This is a genomic window from Secundilactobacillus collinoides DSM 20515 = JCM 1123, from assembly GCF_001435975.1.
In the GTDB taxonomy this organism is placed as follows: domain Bacteria; phylum Bacillota; class Bacilli; order Lactobacillales; family Lactobacillaceae; genus Secundilactobacillus; species Secundilactobacillus collinoides.
In genome coordinates, this window is record NZ_AYYR01000013.1 from 41,621 (window position 1) to 66,392 (window position 24,772).

General features: G+C 50.4%; 18 protein-coding genes. 16 read left to right on the forward strand and 2 right to left on the reverse strand.

What is annotated here, in order from left to right; translation table 11 throughout:
* Positions 1-91 precede the first annotated feature (91 nt).
* From glyQ to FC82_RS02725, 5 genes are all read left to right on the forward strand, one after another.
* On the forward strand, positions 92-1,018 hold the full coding sequence (gene glyQ / locus FC82_RS02705) for a glycine--tRNA ligase subunit alpha (RefSeq protein WP_056996139.1): 927 nt from the start codon (positions 92-94) through the stop codon (positions 1,016-1,018).
* Complete coding sequence (gene glyS, locus FC82_RS02710; RefSeq protein WP_056996140.1) at positions 1,018-3,090, forward strand: glycine--tRNA ligase subunit beta; 2,073 nt, start codon at positions 1,018-1,020, stop codon at positions 3,088-3,090. The genes glyQ and glyS overlap by 1 nt, the downstream gene beginning before the upstream one ends.
* A 730-nt stretch (positions 3,091-3,820) precedes the next feature.
* Positions 3,821-4,357, forward strand: a complete 537-nt coding sequence (locus FC82_RS02715; protein WP_056996141.1) for a TetR/AcrR family transcriptional regulator — start codon at positions 3,821-3,823, stop codon at positions 4,355-4,357.
* Between the two features lie 28 nt (positions 4,358-4,385).
* Positions 4,386-5,375, forward strand: a complete 990-nt coding sequence (locus FC82_RS02720; protein ID WP_054758704.1) for an NAD(P)-dependent alcohol dehydrogenase — start codon at positions 4,386-4,388, stop codon at positions 5,373-5,375.
* A gap of 134 nt (positions 5,376-5,509) precedes the next feature.
* Positions 5,510-6,229, forward strand: a complete 720-nt coding sequence (locus FC82_RS02725; RefSeq protein WP_056996142.1) for a TVP38/TMEM64 family protein — start codon at positions 5,510-5,512, stop codon at positions 6,227-6,229.
* Positions 6,230-6,340: 111 nt separating this feature from the next.
* On the opposite strand, the gene FC82_RS02730 is transcribed toward FC82_RS02725, so the two are convergent.
* The gene (locus tag FC82_RS02730; RefSeq protein WP_054758701.1) at positions 6,341-6,658 is read right to left on the reverse strand and encodes a hypothetical protein; all 318 of its coding nucleotides are present in this window, start codon (positions 6,656-6,658) and stop codon (positions 6,341-6,343) included.
* A gap of 446 nt (positions 6,659-7,104) precedes the next feature.
* On the opposite strand from FC82_RS02730, the gene dnaG reads away from it, so the two are divergent.
* The 7 genes from dnaG (at position 7,105) to clpB (ending at position 16,388) form a co-directional block, all read left to right on the forward strand.
* Positions 7,105-8,982 carry a DNA primase gene (gene dnaG, locus FC82_RS02735; RefSeq protein WP_054758699.1) on the forward strand — a complete coding sequence of 626 codons (1,878 nt, stop codon included), beginning with the start codon at positions 7,105-7,107 and terminating at the stop codon, positions 8,980-8,982.
* Between the two features lie 12 nt (positions 8,983-8,994).
* Positions 8,995-10,119, forward strand: coding sequence for an RNA polymerase sigma factor RpoD (gene rpoD, locus FC82_RS02740; RefSeq protein WP_056996143.1), 1,125 nt, complete (start codon positions 8,995-8,997; stop codon positions 10,117-10,119).
* Between the two features lie 4 nt (positions 10,120-10,123).
* Entirely contained in the window at positions 10,124-10,393 is a 270-nt protein-coding gene (locus FC82_RS02745; protein WP_054758697.1) for a hypothetical protein, read from the forward strand.
* 108 nt (positions 10,394-10,501) lie between these two features.
* Positions 10,502-11,206 (forward strand): tRNA (adenine(22)-N(1))-methyltransferase, encoded by a 705-nt coding sequence (locus tag FC82_RS02750; RefSeq protein WP_056996144.1) that lies wholly within the window; start codon positions 10,502-10,504, stop codon positions 11,204-11,206.
* A complete protein-coding gene (locus FC82_RS02755; RefSeq protein WP_054758695.1) occupies positions 11,196-12,308 on the forward strand; it encodes a Nif3-like dinuclear metal center hexameric protein in 1,113 nt (370 codons plus the stop codon). The genes FC82_RS02750 and FC82_RS02755 overlap by 11 nt, the downstream gene beginning before the upstream one ends.
* A 15-nt stretch (positions 12,309-12,323) precedes the next feature.
* A complete protein-coding gene (gene pepT, locus FC82_RS02760) occupies positions 12,324-13,556 on the forward strand; it encodes a peptidase T (protein WP_056996145.1) in 1,233 nt (410 codons plus the stop codon).
* Positions 13,557-13,769: 213 nt separating this feature from the next.
* A complete protein-coding gene (gene clpB / locus FC82_RS02765; RefSeq protein ID WP_056996146.1) occupies positions 13,770-16,388 on the forward strand; it encodes an ATP-dependent chaperone ClpB in 2,619 nt (872 codons plus the stop codon).
* 472 nt (positions 16,389-16,860) lie between these two features.
* Here the strand turns inward: clpB and FC82_RS02770 are convergent, their stop codons facing one another.
* The gene (locus FC82_RS02770) at positions 16,861-17,061 is read right to left on the reverse strand and encodes a YjzD family protein (RefSeq protein WP_054758693.1); all 201 of its coding nucleotides are present in this window, start codon (positions 17,059-17,061) and stop codon (positions 16,861-16,863) included.
* Positions 17,062-17,175: 114 nt separating this feature from the next.
* Here FC82_RS02770 and dnaE point away from each other — a divergent pair, with 114 nt between their 5' ends.
* The 4 genes from dnaE to xerD all read left to right on the forward strand — a co-directional run bounded on the left by dnaE (position 17,176) and on the right by xerD (position 24,754).
* Positions 17,176-20,556: a DNA polymerase III subunit alpha gene (gene dnaE, locus FC82_RS02775; RefSeq protein ID WP_056996147.1), complete on the forward strand. Its 3,381-nt coding sequence runs from the start codon at positions 17,176-17,178 to the stop codon at positions 20,554-20,556.
* Positions 20,557-20,756: 200 nt separating this feature from the next.
* Positions 20,757-22,514, forward strand: a complete 1,758-nt coding sequence (pyk, locus tag FC82_RS02780; RefSeq protein ID WP_056996148.1) for a pyruvate kinase — start codon at positions 20,757-20,759, stop codon at positions 22,512-22,514.
* A 430-nt stretch (positions 22,515-22,944) separates the two neighbouring features.
* Entirely contained in the window at positions 22,945-23,853 is a 909-nt protein-coding gene (locus FC82_RS02785; protein ID WP_056996149.1) for a CvfB family protein, read from the forward strand.
* A 16-nt stretch (positions 23,854-23,869) separates the two neighbouring features.
* Entirely contained in the window at positions 23,870-24,754 is an 885-nt protein-coding gene (xerD, locus tag FC82_RS02790) for a site-specific tyrosine recombinase XerD (RefSeq protein ID WP_054758691.1), read from the forward strand.
* The last annotated feature ends 18 nt before the right edge of the window (positions 24,755-24,772 follow it).

Below are 24,772 nucleotides of genomic sequence, written 5' to 3' on the forward strand. Positions count from 1 at the left end.
AAATTAAAACTTCGTCCCTATGTAGATGTACAAGTCTACATAGGGACGTTTTTCTGTCTGCCGGTCACATGAATTAGGAGGAATTATTGTTATGACCAAGAAATTGACCATGCAGCAAATCATCTTGACACTGCAGCAGTATTGGTCCGCACAGGGATGCATGCTCATGCAGGCCTACGATACTGAAAAGGGTGCTGGGACGATGAGCCCTTATACGTTCCTGCGCGCCATTGGCCCCGAGCCATGGAACGCGGCCTACGTGGAACCTTCACGGCGGCCTGCTGATGGCCGGTACGCTGAAAACCCCAACCGGTTGTATCAACATCACCAGTTCCAAGTTGTGATGAAGCCGTCACCTGAAAACATTCAGGACCTTTACTTGAACAGCTTGAAGGAATTGGGTATCGATCCGTTGGAACATGATATCCGGTTCGTTGAGGACAACTGGGCGAACCCGTCAATGGGCTGTGCCGGTGTTGGTTGGGAAGTCTGGCTCGACGGGATGGAAGTTTCACAATTTACCTACTTCCAAATCGTTGGTGGGCTGGAAGTCGATCCCGTTACTTCTGAAATCACCTATGGCCTGGAACGACTTGCTTCCTATATTCAAGACGTTGAGAGTGTGTTCGACCTCGAATGGGGCGACGGTGTGCTCTACGGCGATATCTTCCGGGAACCAGAAATCGAACATTCGACCTACAGTTTTGAGAAGAGCAACCAAGACATGCTGTTGCACATGTTTGACGATTACGAAGCAGAAGCTAAGAAGCAGATTGCTAACGGTCTGGTGCACCCAGCCTACGATTACGTGCTGAAGTGTTCACACACGTTTAACCTGCTGGATGCCCGCGGTGCCGTTTCCGTTACTGAACGGGCCGGCTATCTGGCGCGGATTCGGAACATGGCCAAGGACATTGCCAAGGCCTTCGTAGCCGAGCGTAAGAAGTTTGGTTTCCCACTGATCAAGGACGAAAAAAAACGTCAGGCACTCTTAGCAGATGGGGAGGACAAAAAATAATGGCACGTACCTTTTTACTTGAAATCGGCTTGGAAGAAATGCCCGCCCACGTGGTGACACCAAGCATTAAACAACTGGTTCAAAAAACCCGCAAATATTTGAAGGACCAACGCATCGCCTTTGACGACATTAAGCCGTTTTCAACCCCTCGGCGCTTAGCCCTGAAGATTACCGGTCTTGCTGACAAGCAGCCCGACATCAATGAAGAAGTCAAGGGTCCGGCCAAGAAAATTGCCCAGGATGCTGACGGCAACTGGTCTAAGGCAGCCATCGGTTTTACCCGTGGCCAAGGCCTGACCGTTGATGACATTACCTTTAAGGAATTGAAGGGTGTCGAATATGTTTACGTTGAAAAGCACATCGCCGGCCAACCGGTGGAAGAAGTTTTAGCTGGGCTGAAGGATGTTTTAACCTCAATGACCTTCCCAACCATGATGAAGTGGGGCAGTTACCACTTTGAATACATCCGCCCAATCAAGTGGCTGGTGGCCCTGTTAGACGACAAGGTCATCCCGTTCCAGATCCTGGATGTTGACACTGACCGCATCACCCGCGGCCACCGGTTCTTGGGTAAGGACATCACGTTAAACAACGCCGCTGACTATGAGGCCGCACTGACCGAAGAGTTTGTGATCGCGGATGCGGACAAACGTAAGAAAGAAATCAAAACACAAATTGACCGTATTGCTGCCGATAATAACTGGACCATCAACATTGATGCCGACTTGCTGGAAGAAGTGAATAACCTGGTCGAATGGCCAACGGCGTTCGCTGGGAGTTTTGACGACAAGTACCTAAGCATTCCAGACGAAGTGCTGATCACTTCCATGCGGGACCATCAACGGTTCTTCTACGTGTTGGATAAAAACGGTAAACTGTTGCCGAAGTTCATCTCCGTGCGTAACGGGAATGCCGAACACATCGAAAACGTGGTCAGCGGGAACGAAAAAGTTTTAGCTGCTCGTCTGAGCGACGCCATGTTCTTCTATGAAGAAGACCAAAAGCAGACCGTTGCTGACTACGTTGAACGCCTGAAGGACGTCAGTTTCCACGACAAGATTTCTACGATGTACGACAAGATGCAGCGGGTCGCTGTGATTGCTAAACAAGTCGGCACGGCCCTTGGGTTAAACGACACCCAGCTGGCCGACGTCGACCGCGCTGCCCACATCTACAAGTTCGATTTAGTCACTGGGATGGTCGGGGAATTTGCTGAACTGCAAGGGGTCATGGGTGAAAAGTACGCCCTGTTAAACGGCGAAAACGCCAACGTGGCCACCGCCGTTCGCGAACACTACATGCCGATCTCAGCCGATGGGGACCTGCCTGCAACCACAGACGGTGCTGTTTTAGCCATTGCTGACAAGATCGATAGTATCCTGACCTTCTTCAGCGCCGACATGGTACCAAGCGGTTCAAACGACCCGTACGCCCTGCGTCGTCAGGCAACTGGAATCGTTCGGATCATCCGCGCTCAAAACTGGCACCTTGATCAAAACCTGATCGAAACGGCTATCAAGGCTGAGACTGACGCCAACGTTGCGCCAGATCTAGACCAAGCCGCCCAGGTCAACGCTGTGGTCGCCTTCCTGAAGGACCGGATCAAGGTGACTCTGCTAGACGAAAAGACGCGTCATGATATCGTGGATGCCGTTATCGCCGGACCAAACACCGATCTGCTGGATAACTTCAACGCCGCCAAGACGCTGAGTGACCACCAGAACGATGCCGACTTCAAGGGCAGCATCGAAGCCCTGAACCGGGTATTGCGTTTGGCTGAAAAGGCGGATGCATCGAAGGTCAAACCAGTTGATGCAAGTCTGTTTGATAACGACAGCGAGCCGAAATTGCTAGCGGCCGTTAACGCCGTGGCTGCCAAGGCTGACACCTTGGATATCCCAGCCTACTACGAAGCATTAGCGGGTCTGCAGAGCGTTATCAACGAGTACTTCGACGCGACCATGGTCATGGATAAGAACGAAGACGTGAAAAATAATCGTCTGAGTCAACTCAAACAGTTGGCAGACCTCATCTTACGTTTAGGTGACCTTAACCAATTGATCGTCAAATAAGCACACTAGTTGGCGTACAATCCAAAAAGTGCTATCATTAAGTTGCTATTAATGAAAGCCACTAACTGTATTGAAACGCCAAAGCCAGTTGAGGAAGGATATTCCTGAGCTGGCTTTTTTTGTAGAGTGCAAAACAGGGGCGGTTAAGGAGTGGATCCTAGGGGACTTTGCCCGTAAAAGCCCGGTCTTGGCTTTTACGGGCAAAGTCCCCTAGGTGCAACTCCTTGCCCCGTGTCGCACGTTTAGGCTTGAGAACATGAGAGATGGGTGTTAAAGGGGCCTATGGCAAAAATAGAATGGGAGCACGAGTGCAGAACCGGGTGCAACCCCTTGCCCCGTATCGCACGTTTAGGCTAAAGGAAATAAGAGCTGGATGTTAAAGGGGTATTTGGCAAAAATAAAAGGGGCGCACGAGTGCAGAACCAGGTGCAACCCCTTGCCCCGTGTCGCACGTTTAGACTCGAGAACATGAGAGCTGGGTGCTAAAGAGGCATGTGGCAAAAATAAAATGGGAGCACGAGTGCAAAATTTCGAAACAAAATATCTTTACTACACTTGTGTGACAACAAAATAAACGCACCAAACAAAACGCTATCACTGGACAATATCCAAGACGGCGTTTTTTTAAAAAAAACGAATTGACAATTGAACACCAAATTGATACACTAAAATAAAATTTGAGACAAAAAAGTCTCAAATAACACTAATGTAATCAATCGGAGGTCAAAACATGCCACTCACACAAAAAAACGAACTGCTCCTAAAAAAACTGGCCCTAGCAATGGCCACGCATCCCCGTGACACTTTTACTGAACTGGCCACGATCGTCGGCGTCAGCAAAGCCACCTTGCACCGTATTTATGGAACAAGAAACGATTTAGAGAAACTGTTGCTGCAACAGTCGGACACGATCATTCAAGGTATTATCCGTCTCGCCAACAGCGATTTTAACGATTATATCGATGGCCTTAATCAATTGATTGCGGCTTTCTATGGCAATAAAGAACTGTTCAGGTGGCTTTTTTCGGGTACCTGTACCGCATCGGAAGAATATGTTGATGCCTATTTCTCAGGTCTGGAGGGATTCTTTACCCGTGGGCAAAGACGGGGCACGTTCCGCGTTGAATTGAATGCCGATTTTTTGACCACTATGTTTTCATCAGGCATTGTTGCGCTGATTGATGCTGAATTAATGGGTCGAATCGCCCCGAAGGGAAGCCGACAAGAATTCGCGGACGTTTTTTTGCAGGGGATTCAGGGTCAATAATAGGTCAAAATTGAAAGGAGCAATCAATATGCAGTGTGCGTTGAATACTAAACCGCAAAGGGCAACCCAGCAGCTCATGAAGCGTGTTGTTTATAATCAGTTCGGGGGGCCAGAGGTTCTGAAGCTATCTAAGGGTGAGGTGCCGCAAGTAAAACGTGGTCAGGTTTTGGTTAAAATGGCCGCCACCTCAATTAATGGCGGCGATTTGGCCTTCCGACAGGGACCGAAGTATTTAAAACCATTCATACGTTTACCTAGAGCGCTTGGACAAGACGTTGTCGGCAAAGTGGTCGCGTTGGGTAGCGGCGTAACCGACTTCCATGTGGGCGACCGAGTCTGGGGCAATACAACGACCAGCAGCAATGCGGCTGCGGAATTTGTTGCCGTGCCAGCTCATAAGCTGTCGTTGATGCCGGTTAGTCTGACTATGACGGAGGCGGCTGGTTTGCCATGTTCAGCAACGACTGCGCTGGTTGCCCTTGTTGATAAGGGGCACATTAAGCACGGTGATGAGGTTTTGATTCGCGGTGCCGGCGGTGTGGGAACTTTTGGCGTGCAGATCGCCAAGACATATGGCGCGAACGTGACGATTCTTGGATCGCATGAAACAATTGCTGAGATGGCACGGTTGGGCGCGGACAGGGCGCTCGATTATCATCGGGTTAAGGCTGAGCAATTAGGCAAATTTGACATTATTTTTGATACGGTAGGGACGCAGCAGGATGCGTTTCGAACAAATTTAAAGCCGGCTGGCCGGTTACTGACGATTTCACTCGATGGTCAGAAATTTTTAACGGTCGTAAAATCGCTCCGTTATGGCAAGCATCGCAGCCGGGTGGTCGTTGCCTTCCCGAATCGAGCCAACTTGTCACATCTCGCTGAGCTGGTCGACACTGGCAGAGTGAAACCGGTGACTGATGGCGTTTATCCAATGAACCAAGTGGTGGAAGCTTACCAGCGGGCAGAAAAACACGGTATTGTGGGTAAAATCGTGATTCAAATCAGTGAAGCAGAATAGAATCAGGTTACAGAGGCGACCTGTTTTCAATCACCCAGCACCCGCATTCATGCTCAAAATGGTACAATCGGAGTATCTATTAGATGGGACGACGATCAAGTATTAAAAAATGACCATAGAGAGCGGCGGATGAGATGAAACTTGAAAAACCGGAAACTAAAAAACAACGCCTGATTCGGCTGGCTTTCGTGCTCCTCGGCATCCTGATCATTGTGGGTCTGCTATATGCGCTGTCGAAGGATTTTCAGCAGGATATTGATAATCTCGTTAAGTATAACGACGGGCTGCAAAAACAATTTTGGGCGCAGATTCGGCAGCATCAAACGGCTCCGGTCACGCTGCTGATCGTCTTTGCGCTGGTCGCAACACTCGCGGCGGTGCCGGGATTCCCAATTTCAGTTGCCTGCATTCTCATTGGGGTCATTTACGGCCGGTATTGGGGCTTTGCCATCAACCTAGTGGGTATCGTGTGCGGCAATCTTGTGACCTATACGATACTGCGCAAGGTTGGTATTTCCAAAGCGGCTCAGCACCATGACGGCCGGGTCGTGCGCAACATTATGAAAATGAAGTATCCGGTGGTGGGCCTGACAATCGGGTACGCGGTACCAATCGTGCCGACCATTTTCGTTAACTTTGCGGCGTCCAAACTGCACCAGCCGCTGCGGGATGTCATCATTGCCATGGCCATTGGTTCAGTGCCGACTGCCTTGCTGTATGCGATGGGCGGCGATTTCTTGAATCGCGGGGATTATAAGATCGCGCTGATTACCGTTTTAGCAGTCGGAGTCTTATTCCTGCTGGTTTGGCAGTTGTGGAAACGTGAAGAAACGCATACGGAAAAGGAAGTTTGATTACGTTCAACGCTATAACGCCCCCAAATCAATTTAGAATGTATCGCAAAAACTGAATTCAATTAAAAACAGCTTAGCAAAATCGTCTCAGACGGTCCTGCTAAGCTGTTTTCAGTCTTCTTCCGACCCAAAATTCAACTCACTCATTGAATCTTCAAGGCCTTCCAACATATCATTGTTATCCATGTAGCTGATCCACTGGTCCTCAGTCGCACTGCCGGGAAGCTGCGATGTCATGCGGCTGTATATGTTGCCAATAAACTCATCGAACAGTTTATCGGCCTCCCGTTGGAGCATGGTGTCGTTCAACCGACGGGCCGGCGCCTTTTCTTCGTTTTGTGCCTGTAAGTAGGGCAGGCACTTATCCATAAATAAATCGCTGACCCGGCTGTTTTTGGTCAGGTAGGCTTTTAATTGATCTTCATTCATGCGTCATCACTTCCTAGGTTCCAGTTTAGCAAACAAGTGTTCGAAATGTAAACACTAAGATTTGAAATGGGGCAAAATGGACCCTGGGGCGACGTCAGTTTGATGCGCTCAGCGACCTTGTTCACGGAGGCCGCGCCAACGAAATGTGTGCTGGATTTCTGGCCAGCTAAAATGGGTTTCACTGTTGTGAGCAAAATTTGCTTAAAGTCAGTGAGGACGTGGTACAATTTGAATTCTGGAAAACGGATTGCCGTCGATTATAAACGGTGTTTTCCAGCAATTTCTATTTTTTGAACGGGGCTACTTATTTTTCGAGCTAAAAAGTAGCTTTTTTTATGTTATGTGCTATCATATATATTGACTGTTTACGCCATAATCTGACTTGTGGCTGTCTCAAACAGTCCGATTTTCCGATTAAGCACTATTGCGAAAGGGGTGTTGAGCCAGTGGCAAAGATACCCGAAGCCGTGATTGAACAAGTCCGCGATGCCACCGATATCGTGGATTTTATTAGTCAGTACGTTCAGTTGCAAAAATCAGGTAAAAATTTATTTGGCTTATGTCCGTTTCACGAGGAGCGGACGCCTTCTTTTTCGGTATCGGAAGACAAGCAGATCTTTCACTGCTTTAGCTGCGGTCGCGGCGGCAATGTTTTTAAGTTCATTATGGAACTGGAGAACATTGGCTTCCAAGAGGCCGTTGTTAAGGTGGCAGAATTTTCCCACGTGGACCTGCCGGATTCAGTGGCGAACGCGACCTACTCGGGTCAAGCACGCCAGGATTCACCTGCTAATCACCTCATTCAACTGCACGAAGGGGCGCAAAAGCTCTACCATCACATCCTAATGAACACCGAGATCGGTCAGCCGGCGTTGGATTACCTGCATCAGCGGGGACTCACCGACAAAACAATTGAGGATTTTGGGTTGGGATTTGCGCCTGATCAGCAGTTATTAAAACAATATTTTGATCAGCAAAAGGTGGATTACCAAGAATTACGGCACACGGGACTGTTTATTGAAAATCAGTCTGGTGAGTTGCGCGACCGGTTCTTTAACCGGGTGATGTACCCCATTAAAAACGAGTCGGGTCAACCGATCGCATTTTCGGGGCGTCTTCTGGTCAAGGCAGATGACCAGCCGAAGTACTTGAACAGTCCGGAAACGGACATCTTCAACAAACGGCGGGTACTGTTTAACTTTGACCAGGCGCGCAACGTGATCCGTAAGGAAGGCGCAGTGATCTTGTTTGAAGGGTTCATGGACGTTATGTCGGCGCACCAGTCCGGTGTCGGTAACGGCGTGGCTTCCATGGGAACCAGTTTGACAGAGGAACAGATTTACGCGATGCAGCGGGTGACCAAGCAGGTGTATGTCTGTTACGACGGCGACACGCCTGGACAACGGGCAACGAACCGCGCGCTGACGATTCTGCGGGACAATTCGAGTTTAGCCCTTGGCGTCATTCAGATGCCCGAGGGGATGGACCCGGACGAGTACCGCAAGAAGTACGGTGAGGAAAAACTGGCCAGCGCCCTGCAGTCCGCACGGGAAACGCCGATTGCGTTTGCTATGCACTACCTGAAGTCGGAACATGATGTGAATACGGATGCCGGCCGGCTGGAATATATCGACCAGGTGTTGAACCTGTTAGCAACGGTGACGTCACCAGTTGAACAAGACGTGTACCTGACCCAGTTGGCGAATGAGTACCAGCTGGATAAGGGCAGTTTAAAACAACAATTGCTGATGATCAAACCAAAGCCCGCCAAGTCTTCACGACCGGCTCCGGCCACCAACCCGTATGACGGGGGCTATCCGCAATCCGGTTATCAAAATCAAGAACCGCCTGCTGAAGTCACGCAGTATCAGCAGGCCCCGCCGCTCAGCCGTACTGAAAAAGCTGAGCGCGGGCTACTACTGCGGATGCTGCACGACCACTCAGTTTGGTTGCGCGTCACGGGCATTGAAAATTTCAGCTTTGAATCAGACGACTATGAACTCATTTACATGCTGGCACAAAAGTATTTCCAGACGCACCAAACGTATGCGCCAGCCCAGTTCATTGATCTGATTACCGATGACCACCTGCAAAACATGGTTATCGAGCTGGAATCGCTCAATATCAATGACGAAGCGGCCGATGAAGAGGTTGATGATTACTTGCGTGTGATCATGAATGAAGCACCACTTGAAAAACAGTTAACGCAAAGCCAGCAAGCATTGAACGAGGCCAAACGGTTGGGTGACAATGACCGGGTCCGCCAGCTGGTGATTGAAATTATTAAGTTGCAACAGCAAAAGCAGTCTAATAAACGAGCTTAGGGGGCTTTATACATGGCAAAGGAAACAAAGAGCACCAAAAAGTTTGACCAAAAAGGATTTAACAAGGCCGTTAAGGACTTGATTAATGACTACAAGAAGGATGGTTCTATCACCTATGATATTCTGTCCGACAAAGTAGCTTCCCCATTTAGCTTAAACGCTAAGAAAATGGATGAACTGTTAGAAAAAGTTGAGGACGCTGGAATCAGTGTCGTTGACGCTAACGGCGAACCAGATGCACGTGCCGTTAAGGCTGCAAAGAAAGTAACCAAAAAGGAACTCAGTACTGCGTCAACTACTTCAGGTGTCAAGATCAACGACCCCGTTCGGATGTACCTGAAGGAAATCGGGCGGGTCAAATTGCTGACTGCCGATGGAGAAGTTGCACTGGCTCTGCGGATCGAAAAGGGCGAGGAAGAAGCTAAACAGGAATTGGCTGAAGCCAACCTCCGTTTGGTGGTCTCCATTGCTAAGCGTTACGTCGGCCGTGGCATGCAGTTCCTGGATCTGATTCAGGAAGGTAACATGGGGCTGATGAAAGCCGTTGAGAAGTTTGATTACCGAAAAGGGTTCAAGTTCTCGACTTACGCCACTTGGTGGATTCGTCAGGCGATCACACGCGCCATTGCTGACCAAGCTCGGACCATCCGGATTCCAGTCCACATGGTTGAAACCATCAACAAGCTGATCCGGATCCAACGGCAGCTGCTGCAAGACCTTGGACGTGAACCTACGCCGGAAGAGATCGGGGCCGAAATGGACATGCCAACGGAAAAGGTTCGTGAGATCCTGAAGATCGCGCAAGAACCCGTTTCTTTGGAAACCCCTATTGGTGAAGAGGACGATTCTCACCTGGGTGACTTTATCGAAGATGATGACGCCACTAGTCCTGCTGACCACGCCGCTTACGAATTACTGAAGGAACAGTTGGAAAGTGTCTTGGACACCCTGACTGATCGTGAAGAAAACGTATTGCGCCTGCGGTTTGGCCTAGATGACGGCCGGACCCGCACTTTGGAAGAAGTCGGCAAGGTCTTCGGTGTTACCCGTGAACGAATTCGTCAAATCGAAGCCAAAGCTTTACGCAAACTCCGCCACCCATCACGTTCAAAGCAACTGAAGGATTTCTTGGAGTAAGTAATTGACTGCTGAACGCACTATGAAGAACCTCGGCCATTTGCTGGTTGTGGTTCTTTTTTGTGCCGCAAACTGTGACAGCCTAGCCGTTAGATGCCGCAAGTTGGTCTGTGCTCCAGCAGTTCACGATGCCGTTAAAGTGATTGCTGCAGTTCGGTACTTGATCAGCGGCTCCTCGTTCCACGTGTCATTAACTGCTCCGAGAACGGGCGCCAACGGAAACCGATTCTACCATGCCGCGTTGAAGGGCGATAGACTCAACCTGGCCGGTTAACGTCAACGGAGAGCAAAGAACGCTAATTTCCTGTTTAACAGTAGCCTAATACCGGCAACATGGCATATACTTAAGAAGTAAACTAAAACAGAGGAGTCGTTTAAATCTATGAATGCATCGCATCTATCACTGCGTCTGCAGACGGTTGCGGACTTTGTGCAGCCCGGGGCGCGTTTGGCGGATATCGGGTCAGACCACGCCTACTTACCCGTTTATCTGGCTGAAAAGGGCCTGCTGGCGAAAGCCGTGGCCGGTGAAGTTGTTCGCGGGCCGTACGAAAACGCGGTGAGTGAAATTAAAAAAGAGGGTCTCGATAACGTCATTATGGCGCGCCTCGCTGATGGGCTGGCGGCCATCAAGCCTGAGGACCAGATCGATACCGTCACCATTGCTGGTATGGGCGGGACGCTCATTACAAAAATTTTAGACGACGGTGCCGACCGGCTGCGTCACCAGGAGCGCTTGATCCTCCAACCAAACGTGGGTGAGGATAACGTTCGACGATGGCTGCAGGAACACCTGTACGGCATTATCGCGGAACGGATCTTGGCCGAAGACGGCCACATTTACGAGATCATCGTGGCCGACCCGGTCGAGACGCCGACAACGTTTAGTGAAACACAGTTAAAATTCGGGCCGTTTCTTTTACGGGAAAAATCACCGGTACTTCAAGACAAATGGCGCAAGGAACAGGCACGCTTAGACGACGTGATTGCAACCATGCAGCGCGCCCAGCATGCACCCAAGGAAAAGATCGACGCCTTTATTAACCAACGAAATCAAATTCAGGAGGTCGTTTTAAATGAAAGTTAGGGAACTGATTGATCGATTCGAACAGTTCGCCCCAAAAACCATTGTGGAACCCAAAGATCCGGTGGGCTTACAGCTCGGGTCGCTTGACGCGGAATTTCACCACGTTCTTGTGACGTTGGATGTCCGGCCGGAAGTGGTTCAAGAAGCCATTGATCTGGGCGCAGACCTGATCTTTTCACACCATCCGGTGATGTTTCGGCCGGCGAAGAACCTGGATCTCAGTGATCCGCAAAACCAGATGTACGCTGATATTTTAGCGCACCACATAACGGTTTATTCGGCGCATACCAACCTGGACAGTGCCGATGGCGGCATGAACGACTGGCTGGCGGAGGCGTTGAAACTGTCTGACACCACCGGCTTGTGGGACGGGGTTGTGGATCCGCAGTATATGCTGACGGTTCGGGTGCAGCCAATGTATGCCGATGCGGTTCGGCTCGCCATGGTCGGAGCCGGTGCCGGTGAGTTGGACCGATACGCTGGCGCCAGTTTTGAATGGAACGGGACGACCTGGTACACGCCGCTGGAAGGGGCCGACCCGGAACTTGGCCCGGTTGGGGAACGAAATCACGTGGATGAACTCAGTATTCAAACGCGGGTCCAGGGCAACCAACTCAGCAAGATCACCCAGGCGGTCACCGAAGTGTACCCTGGCGGCCACCCCTCGTTAGAAGTTACCCCGTTGAAAAACGGTGGTCATCAGTATTCGATGGGCCGAATCGGTTCGTTGGCACAACCGATGACCGTGCGGGCCTTCGCGGAATACTGCAAGGACGTGTTTCAAGTCTCCGGTCTGCGGTTGATTGCTGGCGACCAGGAGAAGCAGGTTCAGCGGGTCGCCGTGCTCGGTGGTGACGGCGGCAAGTTCTTCAAACTGGCACAAGCTAAGGGTGCCGACATTTACGTAACCGGCGACGTATACTATCACACCGGCCACGATATGATCGCGGCGGGGCTGCCAGTGGTCGATCCCGGCCACCACATTGAAAGTATCTGTAAACCAAAGTTAGCTGAATTATTTGGCAAGTGGCGAAGCGACAATCACTGGGAATTTGACATTACAGCTTCCCAGTTGAACACTGATCCGTTTACCTTTATTTAAGGGAGTGTGGTATTCATGACTTACGAAACATTGATTCCTCGTTTTTTAAAGTACGTGCAAATTGAGACCCGGTCTGACGAGACCAGTGACACGATCCCATCAACCAAGACGCAGGCAGATTTCTTGAAGCAGTTAGCTGAGGAACTGACCGGCATCGGGTTAGATAACGTGCACATTAACAAGCAGAGCGGCTACGTCTACGCAACGTTGCCGAGTAACACGGATAAACAGGTTAAGACACTGGGTTTCATTTCTCACGTAGACACGGCGGACTTTAATGCCAAGCATGTGACGCCGAAAATTGTTGAGAACTACGATGGCCACTCGGTTATCCCCTTAGATAACGCGGGCGACTACAAGCTGGATCCGGCTATTTTTCCAAGTCTGAAAAACTATAAGGGTCAAACGCTGATCACCACGGATGGCAGTACGCTACTTGGCTCCGATGATAAGTCCGGCGTGGCAGAAATCATTACCGCAATGGAATACCTGTTAGCACATCCGGAAATTAAGCACGGTGCCATCAAGGTTGGTCTAGGCCCCGATGAAGAGATCGGGACCGGTGCTGATAACTTTGATGTTGCGGACTTTGGAGCCGATTGGGCGTACACCGTTGACGGCGGTCCCCTGGGACAGTTGGAATACGAAACGTTTAACGCGGCTGACGGGCGGCTACACATTACTGGAACCAACGTTCACCCTGGCAGTGCAAAGGGCGTTATGGTCAACGCATTGCAACTGGCGATGGACTTCCACGCGGCCTTACCCGTTCATGACCGGCCGGAAACGACGGATGGCCGCGAAGGCTTCTACCACATTTATAAACTGACCGGGGACGTGGATAGCGCTGATATGGGCTACATTATCCGTGACCACGACCGGGCCCGCTTTGAAAATCGTAAGCAGCTATTCCAAAGTATTGCGAACCAGTTGAACGCCAAGTACGGTGACGGTACGGTCACGGTGACCTTGAAGGACCAGTATTACAACATGCGTGAGATCATCGAAAAGGACATGAGTGTTGTTGAACTCGCGAAGAACGCCATGGAGGAATTGGATATCGAACCAGACATTGCCCCGGTTCGAGGCGGAACAGACGGGTCAAAGATCTCGTTTATGGGCCTGCCGACACCGAACCTCTTTGCGGGTGGCGAAAACATGCATGGCCGTTTCGAATACGTGTCCGAGCAAGTTATGGCGCAGGCCGTGGACGTTATTTTAAAAATGATCGAATTGAACGCTGAATAGCGTGTTAAAGGGGGCTTCAGATCGCCGGTTACCGGGTTGATCAAGGCCTCTTTTTTGCAATTATTAAGACTTTTGAAATTAAAGGTCAAAAAAGGTCAAACTATTATCGCCAAACTAAAAAAGTGTGATATGATACTTTTTGTGAACAAATTAAACAATGAAATCTGATATTACAATCAGTTATGACAAAAAACGACAAAGGATGATGACAATATGAACCCAGACATCTTGACCCAGTCGGTGACGGATGCAATCTCTGAAGCCCAAAAAATTGCCGTGACCCGGCAACAGCAAAATATCGGTATCTCCCATCTCTTTAAGTTTCTGACACAGCCAGGTGAACTGGACCGGCAGATCTTTAGTGACCTGGGACTTGACCTGACGGAATTGGATAAGGAGTTGGACCGCGAGATCGACTCCATTAGTTCGGTGTCCGGCGGCGGTGTGCAATACGGGCAGAATTTGTCCCCCGATATGTACCGGTTACTGCAAAAGGCCGATGAAGTGCGCAAAGACCTCGGCGATGATTATGTGGCGACTGACACGCTGGTGATCGCCCTCATTCAAATGGACGGCAGCCGGTTAGCGGACTATTTGCAGCAGCAAGGCATCACGCTGCAAAAGGTGAAAAACAAGGTCGCTGACATTCGGGGAGGCGAGCGTGTGACATCAAAAAATCAGGAAGAAAACTATAAAGCATTGGAAAAGTATGGCGTCGAGCTAGTGGCTGCCATGCGCAAGGGCGAACGCGACCCGGTTATCGGTCGGGATGATGAGATCTTATCCGTGATGCAGATTCTGTCGCGAAAAACCAAAAACAACCCGGTTCTGATCGGGGAACCCGGTGTTGGGAAGACCGCCATTGTTGAGGGCCTGGCGCAACGGATTGCCCGCGGTGACGTGCCGGAAAACCTCAAGGATAAGTCGATCTTCTCCCTGGATATGGGCGCATTGATTGCCGGTGCCAAATACCGGGGCGAGTTTGAGGAACGGTTGAAAGCCGTTTTAAACGAGGTGAAGAAGAGCGAGGGTCAGATCATCATGTTCATCGATGAGATCCATAACATCGTGGGCGCTGGCAAGACCGAAGGCAGCATGGATGCAGGTAACTTGCTGAAGCCCATGCTGGCCCGCGGTGAGCTGCACTTGATCGGGGCCACCACGCTTGATGAATACCGGCAGTACATGGAAAAAGACCGGGCGCTTGAACGGCGGTTCCAAAAGGTGCTGGTCCAAGAACCGAGTGTTGATGACACGATCACTATTTTGCGGGGGCTTCGTGAGCGGTTTGAAATTCACCACGGCGTTAAGATCCACGATAACGCACTGGTGGCGGCAGCGAAGCTCTCTGACCGGTACATTACGGACCGGTTCCTGCCCGACAAGGCCCTGGACCTCGTCGATGAGGCGTCCGCATCCATTCGGGTGGCCATGAATTCAGCACCTACGGAACTTGACCAATCCCGGCGGCAAATGATGCGTCTGCAGGTCGAAGAAGCCGCGTTAAAGCAGGAAACGGATGAAAATTCGCAAAAACAGCTGGTTGACGTCCAGAAGGAATTGGCCAACGTTAAGGAGAAGGTCGACAACTTAAACGCCCGCTGGCAGGATGAAAAGCAGGCCCTTGGTGCGTTGAGCGCAAAGAAGAACGAGCTGGACAAGGCAAACCGCGATTTGGCGGATGCCGAAGCCCAGTATGACTTGGATAAGGCTGCCGTTTTGCAACACGGGACGATTCCTGAATTGAAAAAGGAATTAAACGCCATGGAGCAAAAGGACCACTCCGGCGAATGGCTGGTCAGCGAATCAGTCACGGAGCAGGAGATCGCGGAAGTTGTGGCCAAAATGACCGGGATCCCCGTCAATAAATTGGTCGCCACCGAGCGGGAAAAACTGCTGCACCTAGCTGACAACTTACATGAACGTGTCATTGGTCAAAACGAAGCTGTCCAGGCGATATCGGACGCTGTCTTGCGGTCACGGGCCGGTCTTCAGGACCCCAGCAAGCCGCTTGGTTCCTTCCTGTTTTTAGGCCCGACTGGGGTCGGGAAAACGGAACTGGCTAAAGCGCTCGCTGAAAACTTGTTTGACTCCGAGGAACAAATGGTGCGGATCGACATGAGTGAGTACATGGAAAAAGAATCCGTTTCGCGACTTGTCGGTGCCGCACCGGGTTACATTGGATACGAGGAGGGCGGCCAGCTGACAGAAGCGGTTCGCCGGCACCCGTACACCATTGTGTTATTTGACGAAATTGAAAAGGCTCACCCGGACGTGTTCAACATTCTGTTACAGGTGTTAGATGACGGCCGGTTGACCGACAGTCAGGGGCGGACCATCAACTTTAAGAACACCTTGCTGATCATGACGTCTAACCTGGGCTCTGACATTTTGCTGGAGGGTACCGATAACGAAGGTGTAATCTCGGACGACGCCAAGAAGCAAGTGGCAGCACTCCTGCAACGGTCGTTTAAGCCGGAGTTCCTAAACCGGATCGATGACACGATCATGTTCAAGCCGCTCTCATTAGCAGACATTGATCTGATAGTCGACAAGCTGATTGCTCAGCTCTCAAACCGGCTGAAGGAACAGGACATTACGCTGACCATCACGGATGAAGCCACCCGTTGGCTGGGTGAACGCGGCTATCTGCCGGCCTTTGGTGCGCGGCCGCTGCAACGAACGATTACGAACTTAGTCGAAACCCCGCTTGCCAAGAAGATCATTGGCAACGAGGTCAAGGCGCAATCCAGTGTGGAAATCGGCTTGAATGAAGCCGGTGACGGACTGATGTTTAACGTTACAAGTCATGCGGTTAAGGCGAGTGAATAGGTTGTCAGACAGAGAGTGAAAGGAAGCGGTTAGAGACCAGAACGCAAGCACAGTGAGTGATAAATCCCGGTTTTGGATTTGTCGCTCACTGCGCTTGCGTTCTGGTCTCTGCTTCCTGAAACTCGTTTCGACTTCGTTGCCTAGAAGGATCCCTAAAATCAGATACTTACAAAATCGCAAAAAAAGAGCGGGACAAAAGACGGTTTTGCCCCTAGCATATAAACGCCCCTAGCTGAAAACCCTGAATGGGCATTCGGCTAGGGGCGTTTATATGCTGTGAAGGGCCGCTTGTTACCCATTCATTCTTAACTAAGACACAGTAAATCGACGTTACAGTCCGCAATGTCAAACCGCGGAATGGCACGGTAATATGGCAGAAATGCCAGTACCCGCTGCTGCACGTCTAAGCACGCAAAAAAACCGTCAGTCCACAAGGCTAACGGTCAATTTCAACCCTGAGCGAGGCTGAGGGTTATTTAGTTTCTGCTTTGGTATCGGAAAGACCTAGTAAATGGACACCGTTAACGATAACAAAACCGGCAATGGCGGCCACGACACCGATTTCCATCGTGTTGTAGGTCATGAGTTCCAATGAACCGCCGATGTAGCCAATGACTTCACCGAAGATTATCGACCAAAAGATGACGACTAAGTTTGCTTCTAAAATTTTCATGAAAGACACCTCTCAATCAATAAAAGTTTAGCACAATCGCTTAAAAAAGCAATTGGAAAATGACTAGAAAACGAATGTTTGGTATACTGATTGGAGAAGAAAGGGTGGTTAAAAATGGGCTTTGTGCCGTTACATGTTATCAGCAGCTACAGTCTGCTCCAAAGTACAATTGAGCTCAAAACATTAGTCACCACGGCGGTTGAACGCGGCTATAAAGCGCTGGCGCTGACCGAAAATAACGTGATGTATGGCACCGTTGAGTTTTATCAGGCCTGTCAGCAGGCGGGCATTCAACCCGTTATCGGATTGACGCTGACCCTGGACGGCATCCTGGCCAGCGACCAGCAGTTTCCGCTGATTTTCTTAGCCAAGGATCTGACCGGGTATCAGCATTTAATGATGCTGTCGTCGCTGCACCAGCGGCTGACCGGCGACCAGACGCTGACGCTGGCCGATATCAAGCCCTACATGACACATTTGATGGTGGTCGGACCGACCAACGGCGAAGCTGTGTACTGGCTCAATCAGGGTAATCAGCAGGCGGTCAGCGACTATTTGACGACCCTCAAGGCGGCCACGGACGACAATAGCGTGCTGCTTGGCGTGAGCGCGGACCAGTCGGCTGCGTACCGGCAGCTGCTGAGTAAAACGGCGGCCGATTTACGGACGTCGATCGTGGCACTGCCCACGGTTCAATATCTCAACGCCGATGACCGGTTTGCAGTCAGCGTCTTGGAAGCCATCAAGGATGGCACCACGATCAGCAACCTGGCAGACGCACAGCAGAAGACCGGTCAGTTCTGGTTGAAGTCAGCCGATGCGTTCAGTCAGGAATACCAGCAAGTTGGGTTACAGGCCGCGGCTGACATGACTGAGACAGTTGCGGCTGCCTGCCAAGTTCAGTTGCGCTTTCAGCACCCGCAATTGCCCCACTTTGAGACCCCGGACCAGCTGCCGTCGAAAGACTATCTGCGGACGCAGTGCGAAACCGGGTTGAAACAGCGGCTGGCAACCAATAAGATCAGTGAACCAAAACCGTACTGGGACCGCTTGAATCATGAATTAGATGTCATTGACCGGATGGGTTTTGATGATTACTTTCTGATTGTCTGGGACGTCATGCAGTTTACAAAAAAGGCCAACATCACGACTGGACCCGGCCGGGGGTCCGCTGCCGGTTCGCTGGTGGCCTATAGCTTGGGCATTACCGATGTGGATCCGATTCAGTACGCGCTGCTGTTTGAACGATTTCTGAACGAAGAACGGGCACAGATGCCAGATATTGACCTGGATATTCCGGATAACCGCCGGGAGGAAGTCCTGCAGTACGTCCACGACCAGTACGTCCATGAACGGGTGGGGCAGATCATCACTTTTGGGACGCTCGCTACCAAGCAGGCGCTTCGTGACGTGGGCCGGGTATTCGGCTTGCGCCCGTATGAGCTTAGTGAATGGAGTGCCACGATTCCTAACCTGCTGCACATTTCGCTAAAGGATGCGTTCAAACAATCGCAGCCGCTGCAGAACCTGGTGGCGGATTCCAGCCTCAATAAGCTGTTGTTTGAAACGGCTGAGAAACTGGAAGGGCTGCCGCGGCACTACTCCACCCACGCGGCCGGGGTCGTTTTATCCGACCAGCCGCTGACCAACATCGTGCCGGTGCAAAACGGGTCGGAAACCATGCTGATGACGCAGTATACCAAGGATTACGTTGAACAAGTCGGCCTGCTGAAAATGGACTTTCTGGGGCTGCGGAACCTGTCACTGATGGCGGCAGCTCTGGGCATGATTCAAAAACAGTACGGTAAACCGCTGCGTATCAGCCAGGTCAACCTGAATGATCAAGCAACGCTTAAGTTGTTTCAAAACGGCGATACAAACGGGGTTTTTCAGTTCGAATCTGCTGGTATTAAAAACGTGCTTCGACGACTGAAACCGGACTCGTTTGAGCTGATAGCGGCCGTCAACGCGTTATACCGGCCGGGCCCGATGGAAAACATCGACCACTTTATTAAACGGCGCTTTAACCAGGAGCCGGTCACGTATCCGGATGACTCGTTAAAGCCGATTCTGGCGCCGACCTATGGTATTCTGGTTTACCAGGAGCAGGTCATGCAGGTTGCCTCGGTCATGGGCGGTTTCAGCCTTGGCCAAGCCGATTTGCTGCGACGGGCCATGAGTAAGAAGAAAAAGGCCACCATGGACACCATGCAAAAGAAGTTCTTGGACGGCGCGGCAGCAAAGGGGTACCCGCAAGCTGCTGCTGAGCAGACGTATAACTATATCGACCGGTTTGCCAACTACGGGTTTAACCGCTCACACGCGGTGGCCTACAGCAAGATGGCCTTCGAACTGGCGTACCTTAAGGTGCATTTTCCGGGAGCGTTCTTTGCCTCGCTGCTGAACTCCGTGCTGAACAATACGGCCAAGACCAAACTCTACTTAATGGAAGCAAAGCGCCATCAGGTCGCCATTCTGCCGCCGGACATCAACGCCAGTTCCGCTTACTTCAGGCTGACTAAGGCGGGGATTCGGTTTGGTTTGGCGTCCATCAAGGGGATGCGGCGGGACTTTCTGCAGGCGATCCTTGATGAACGGCAAGAACAGGGGCCGTTTAAATCACTGCACCAGTTTCTGGTCCGGTTGGATAAGAAGTGGCTCAAGGAAGACCTGATTGACGGGTTGATCTACGCCGGGGCCTTTGACCAGTTTGGCAACAACCGGGCGGAAATGATTGCCAGTCTGCCGGAATTTTTGAGCAGCGTGGAACTGAGCGGCGACAACCTGGACTTGTTTGAAGCACTCGCGCCAAAGATCCAGCACCAGCCTGACTTGTCCCTGAGTGAGAAACTCGCAAAAGAAAACGAGTATCTGGGGGCTTATTTATCTGGCCATCCGGTCGAGCAATATCATGACCTGGCCATCGCCCGCAACACGGTGTCGATTGGTGATCTGGCTGCTGACCAGCAGGTAAATCTACTGGTTTATATCACAAAAGTCCGCACGATCCGCACCAAGCGCGGTGACCAAATGGCCTTCGTGACGGGATCGGATCTGACCGGTGAAATCAGTCTCACCGTTTTTCCGAACCTCTACCGCCGGGTCAGCGAGTGGCTAGATAAGGAAATCGTGGTGTTCGTCACTGGCAAAGCCGAGACGAACCGCGGCGGACTGCAGGTCGTTGCGAATAACCTGCAGGATGCGCGTCAGATCCAGCAACCGGCTCAACAGCAGGGCAGCAGCAATGAACTGCCGCCGGCACCGCGCTGGTTCCTGCGTCTCGACCAGGCGCACGACACACCTGAGCTGACTGCCAAGCTGTTTGCCTTGTTAAGGACGCATTCCGGGAAGGTTCCGGTGATTTTGTACCGGCTTAAGGACGACAGTAAACGGGTACTGGCGAAACAGTACTGGCCGGGTGAGGGTGATCAGGTGCATCATGATTTGGTCTTGTTACTAGGTGAACAAAATGTTGTATTTCAAAGAAAAAACTAATTTACAAAATAAGAAACGCAATGTAAGAGCAATGAAAACGCTTTAACACTCAAATTCATGTAAAATCCGAAATTAGACGCAGACAATAATTTTGAAAAGTGTTAGAATAACTTTCGGAATCCAAATTGTGCTGGTGCTTTGTCTCTAGTGAATTGTTCACGTGAGCGCCAGTCTTAAAATCCAAAGGAGAGATTTTTCTTATGAAGAAAGTCAAGATCGTAAGTACACTTGGCCCTGCTAGTACCGATGTCGATACTATTGTGAAGTTGATTGAAGCCGGCGCTAACATTTTCCGGTTCAACTTTTCCCACGGTGACCATGAAGAACATTTAGGTCGTTTAACCAATGTTCACGAAGCAGAAAAAATCACAGGTAAGACTGTTGGTATCATGTTGGATACCAAGGGTGCTGAAATCCGGACGACCGTTCAAAAGGACGGCAAGATCTCATTCAGCACTGGTGATACTTTCCGGATCTCTATGGATGACTCTATTGAAGGTGACAAGGACAAGATCGCTGTCACTTATCCAGGTCTCTACGATGACGTTAACGAAGGCGGCCACGTCTTGTTCGATGATGGTCTGTTAGACACTGTAGTTGACAAGAAAGACGATGCAACTAAAGAATTAGTTGTTACTGTCCAAAACAATGGTGTGCTTGGTTCACGTAAGGGTGTTAACGCACCTGGCGTTTCAATCAACTTACCAGGGATCACTGAAAAGGATGCCGATGACATTCGTTTCGGTTTGAATCACGAAATCAACTTTATCGCAGCTTCATTTGTTCGTAAGCCACAAGATGTTATGGACATTCGCGAACTTTTGGAAGAAAAGCACATGGAACACGTCCAAATCTTCCCTAAGATCGAATCACAAGAAGGTATCGACAACTTTGACGATATCATCAAGGTTTCTGATGGTTTGATGGTCGCTCGTGGTGACATGGGTGTTGAAATTCCAGCTGAAAATGTGCCTTTGGTACAAAAGAGCTTGATTCGCAAGTGTAACATTTTAGGCAAGCCGGTTATCACCGCTACCCAAATGTTGGACTCAATGCAAGAAAACCCACGTCCTACTCGTGCCGAAGCTTCTGACGTTGCTAACGCCGTGTTTGACGGTACTGACGCAACCATGCTTTCTGGTGAATCAGCTAACGGTGAATACCCAGTTGAATCCGTTGCTACGATGAACCGGATCGATATCAAGGCTGAAAACGCATTGAAGGACTTCGGTACTGACAACATGGACTTCCAGACCGGTGACGTTACTGAATCCATTGGTGCTTCAGTTGCCCGTGTTGCTAAGACTTTGGGCGTGAAGACCATCGTTGCAGCTACTGAATCAGGTTACACCGCTCGGATGATCAGCAAGTACCGTCCAGACGCAGACATCCTGGCCATCACTTTTGATGACCGGACTCGTCGCGGTTTGATGGTTAACTTTGGTGTTTACCCAATCGTTGCTGAAAAGCCAGCTAACACTGATGAAATGTTTGACTTGGCTGCTGCTAAAGCCGTTGAAACCGGCTTAGCTAAGGAAGGCGACTTGATCTTGATCACTGCCGGTGTTCCCGTTGGCGAACGCGGTACAACTAACCTGATGAAGGTTCAATTGATCGGTTCAAAGCTTGTTCGCGGCCAAGGCGTCGGTGATGACACTGTTATTGGTAAGGCCGTTGTTGCTACGTCAGCTGACGAAGCTAACAGCAAGACTACTGAAGGCAGCGTTTTGGTTACTAAGAACACTGACAAGGATTACTTGCCAGCTATCGAAAAAGCCAGCGCAATCATCGTTGAAAACGGTGGCTTGACTTCACACGCAGCCGTAGTTGGTATCTCAATGGGGATCCCAGTTATCGTTGGCGCTGAATCTGCTACTGACAAGATCTCTGATGGCGAATTGATCACTGTCGACTCACGTCGCGGTGTCGTTTACCACGGTGCTTCAAACGCACTTTAAGATCTTTAATTCTTAACAATCAAAGAAGCAAGTCCACTGTGGGCTTGCTTCTTTTTTATTACGTTAACGATGTTTTTGCCTCATATCAGCCGCCTATTGTCCTTTAATCAACGCTGGTGCGCAGCTTATTTTCACCTAATCTTCTTGATCAGCGAGACAATGAACCGATTCCAGTGAGCCATTTGATAAACGGCTTCGGTTCACTTTTTCTTGGGCAACGCTTGTTTAAAAAATACGCACAAATGCTGTAGGAAATGCCGCAGCGGAAGATGGCCAATCAGATTCCGTATTTTTGCCAACAATCAGGTAAGAAAAGGCAGAAAACCCGTTTTTTCTCACTTGGTAGCGGTTACTACGTGAAAATGCGTCGCCTTTTGGGGTAAACTTGTGTAGAATGGAATTACCTATGAAAATGAACGGAGATACTAAAATGGAGAATGAATTAAGCGGGTTGCTTGGCCGTATTATTGGCGGCGAGGTCACTGACGAAAATGATAAGCAGTATTTCGTGTCAGTCGATGGCCGGGCATTCCGACTGGATAAACGAGAGATCCAAAAACCGTTGAAGATCGGCAGCCATTTCAAAGGTTACGCCTACGAAAACGAAAACCACAAACTGCAGATCACCCGGGAAGCCCCGAAGATCCAGGTGGACCACTACGGTTTCGGTGAAGTGGTTAAGGGCCAGCATGGTCTGGGCGTCTTCGTGAACATCGGGTTGCTCAACAAGGATATCGTTGTGTCACTGGATGATCTGCCAGAAATGCCAGCGCTGTGGCCGCAAAAGGGCGACCGTTTGTTTATGGGCATTAAAACTGATAAAAAAGGCCGTATGTGGGGCGATTTGGCTGACGAAAACCTGTTTCGCGCCATTGCGCAACCTGCTAAGAAGGGCCTTAACAACAAGGATATTCACGTGACTGCGTACCGGTTGAAACTTGCTGGAACCATGGTCATTTCAGACGACTATAACTTAGGTTTCATTAACCCAACGGAACGTGACCAAGAACCGCGTCTGGGTCAACAATTGGACGCCCGGGTCATTGGCACGTACCCGGATGGCACGTTAAAACTTTCATTGCGGCCACGCGCTTACGAGGCCATTGATGATGATTCAAAGATGGTCTTGGCAACGCTGCAACATGCGCCGGAAGGTAAAATTGCGTTTACCGACAAGAGCGACCCCGATGATATTAAAGCGTACTTTGGCATCAGCAAGGGGCAGTTCAAGCGGGCCGTTGGTCATTTGATGAAGGCCCGGTTAGCCATTCAGCACGATGGCTACCTGTGGCTGGAAAATAATGACGACACAAAAGATGATCACAATACCAAAGATTAACAAGGACTGATGCGGGATGCAGAACGTCATCGCAGACTATCTGCACTATTTACAAATTGAACGGGGACTGACGGCCAACACCATCAGCAGTTATCACCAAGACTTGAAAGCATTCAGCGCCTACCTGGATGATCAGCAACTGACACTCAAACAGGTGGACCAACTGACGATTCTGAACTACCTCAACACGCTGAAGGAAGCCGGTAAATCACGGCGAACGGTGACACGAGCGGTTTCAACACTCCGCCGATTTTTCCAGTATCTGGTACAAAATGACCAGTTAACGGTGGATCCGATGGCCGAGATCAAAGCACCAAAACAGGGGCAGTATCTGCCGCAAGTGTTGACCGTTGACGAAGTGGACGCACTTTTGGACGCCCCGGATACCGGTAACAAGTACGGTATTCGAGACCGGGCGATTCTTGAAGTCATGTACGCCACCGGGTTGCGGGTCAGCGAACTGGTGCATCTCAAACTCGCGGATCTGCATCTGGATATGGGGCTGATCCAAACCCTGGGGAAGGGAAACAAAGAACGAATCATTCCCATCGGTGACGTGGCCATTCAGTGGCTGGATACCTATTTGGAAAAGAGCCGCCCTGTTTTATTGAAACAACGGCAGTCGCCCTACGTGTTTTTAAACGCGCACGGCAGCGGTCTGAGCCGCCAGAGTATCTGGCAGAAGATTCAGCAGTACGTCAGCCTCGCGGGCATTCGCAAGCACGTGACACCGCATACGCTGCGGCATTCGTTTGCGACGCATATTTTGGAAAACGGCGCCGATTTGCGGATCGTTCAAGAACTATTGGGGCACTCGGACATTTCGACAACGCAGATCTATACGCACATCACCCGGAAACGGCTGACTGAAGTGTATAAGAAGGCCCATCCGCGGGCGTAGACAATTGGGACAGGAGGG

Coding starts and splice junctions, on each gene's coding strand:
- glyQ (WP_056996139.1), top strand. CDS start 92: ATGACCAAGAAATTGACCATGCAGCAAATCATCTTGACACTGCAGCAG.
- glyS (WP_056996140.1), top strand. CDS start 1,018: ATGGCACGTACCTTTTTACTTGAAATCGGCTTGGAAGAAATGCCCGCC.
- FC82_RS02715 (WP_056996141.1), top strand. CDS start 3,821: ATGCCACTCACACAAAAAAACGAACTGCTCCTAAAAAAACTGGCCCTA.
- FC82_RS02720 (WP_054758704.1), top strand. CDS start 4,386: ATGCAGTGTGCGTTGAATACTAAACCGCAAAGGGCAACCCAGCAGCTC.
- FC82_RS02725 (WP_056996142.1), top strand. CDS start 5,510: ATGAAACTTGAAAAACCGGAAACTAAAAAACAACGCCTGATTCGGCTG.
- FC82_RS02730 (WP_054758701.1), bottom strand. CDS start 6,658: ATGAATGAAGATCAATTAAAAGCCTACCTGACCAAAAACAGCCGGGTC.
- rpoD (WP_056996143.1), top strand. CDS start 8,995: ATGGCAAAGGAAACAAAGAGCACCAAAAAGTTTGACCAAAAAGGATTT.
- FC82_RS02750 (WP_056996144.1), top strand. CDS start 10,502: ATGAATGCATCGCATCTATCACTGCGTCTGCAGACGGTTGCGGACTTT.
- FC82_RS02755 (WP_054758695.1), top strand. CDS start 11,196: ATGAAAGTTAGGGAACTGATTGATCGATTCGAACAGTTCGCCCCAAAA.
- pepT (WP_056996145.1), top strand. CDS start 12,324: ATGACTTACGAAACATTGATTCCTCGTTTTTTAAAGTACGTGCAAATT.
- clpB (WP_056996146.1), top strand. CDS start 13,770: ATGAACCCAGACATCTTGACCCAGTCGGTGACGGATGCAATCTCTGAA.
- FC82_RS02770 (WP_054758693.1), bottom strand. CDS start 17,061: ATGAAAATTTTAGAAGCAAACTTAGTCGTCATCTTTTGGTCGATAATC.
- dnaE (WP_056996147.1), top strand. CDS start 17,176: ATGGGCTTTGTGCCGTTACATGTTATCAGCAGCTACAGTCTGCTCCAA.
- pyk (WP_056996148.1), top strand. CDS start 20,757: ATGAAGAAAGTCAAGATCGTAAGTACACTTGGCCCTGCTAGTACCGAT.
- FC82_RS02785 (WP_056996149.1), top strand. CDS start 22,945: ATGGAGAATGAATTAAGCGGGTTGCTTGGCCGTATTATTGGCGGCGAG.
- xerD (WP_054758691.1), top strand. CDS start 23,870: ATGCAGAACGTCATCGCAGACTATCTGCACTATTTACAAATTGAACGG.